This window comes from Plantactinospora solaniradicis, assembly GCF_042658085.1.
Classification (GTDB): Bacteria; Actinomycetota; Actinomycetes; order Mycobacteriales; family Micromonosporaceae; genus Plantactinospora; species Plantactinospora solaniradicis.
In genome coordinates, this window is the sequence record NZ_JBHSPR010000165.1 from 1 (window position 1) to 946 (window position 946).

Sequence of the window (946 nt, forward strand, 5' to 3'; positions counted from 1 at the left end):
CAGCGCAGCGACGAACGGGTCAACTCCCGCAACGGCTACCGGGCCCGGGAGTGGGACACCCGCGCCGGCACGATCGACCTGGCCGTTCCGAAGCTACGCACGGGTTCATACTTCCCGGACTGGCTGCTGACCCACCGCAGACGGGCCGAACAGGCCCTGGTCTCGGTCGTGGCCACGTCGTACCTGCTCGGAGTCTCCACCCGACGGGTCGAGAAACTCGTCGAACAACTCGGGATCAGACAGCTGTCGAAGTCGCAGGTGTCAGAGATGGCGGCGCATCTGGACGCCCAGGTCGAAGCGTTCCGTAACCGGCCCCTCGACACCGGGCCCTACACCTTCGTCTGGATGGACGCGCTGACGATGAAGGTCCGCGAAGCCGGACGCACCGTCAACGTCCACGCCCTGATCGCCGTCGGCGTCAACGCCGACGGACAACGCGAAGTCCTCGGCCTCGACGTCGCCTCCGACGAGGACGGCGCCGGCTGGCTGGCGTTCCTACGCTCGTTGACCACCCGCGGCCTGTCCGGCGTCACTCTCGTCATCTCCGACGCCCACCGCGGCCTCGTCGCCGCGATCGGCGCCGCGCTACCCGGCGCGGCCTGGCAACGATGCCGAACCCACTACCTACGGAACCTCCTGACAAAGGTCCCCAAGACCGCGCAGCCGTGGATCGCCACCCTTGTCCGCACCATCTTCGACCAGCCCGACACCGACGCCGTGCGTCAACAGTTCGACCGAGTGGTGGCCACCATCGAAGCGAAGTTCCCGACCGCCGCGCAGCACCTCGCCGACGCCCACGACGACCTCCTCGCGTTCACCTGCTTCCCGCGTGAGATCTGGCGTCAGATCTGGTCCAACAATCCCCAGGAAAGGTTGAACAAGGAGGTCCGCCGCCGCACCGATGTCGTCGGGATCTTCCCGAACCGGGCCGCGATCATCCGCCTCG

At 67.5% G+C, this 946-nt stretch carries 1 protein-coding gene; it reads left to right on the top strand.

What is annotated here, in order from left to right; translation table 11 throughout:
• Positions 1-946: IS256 family transposase (locus ACFP2T_RS48070; RefSeq protein ID WP_377434834.1), on the top strand; the 946-nt coding region annotated here is incomplete at both ends.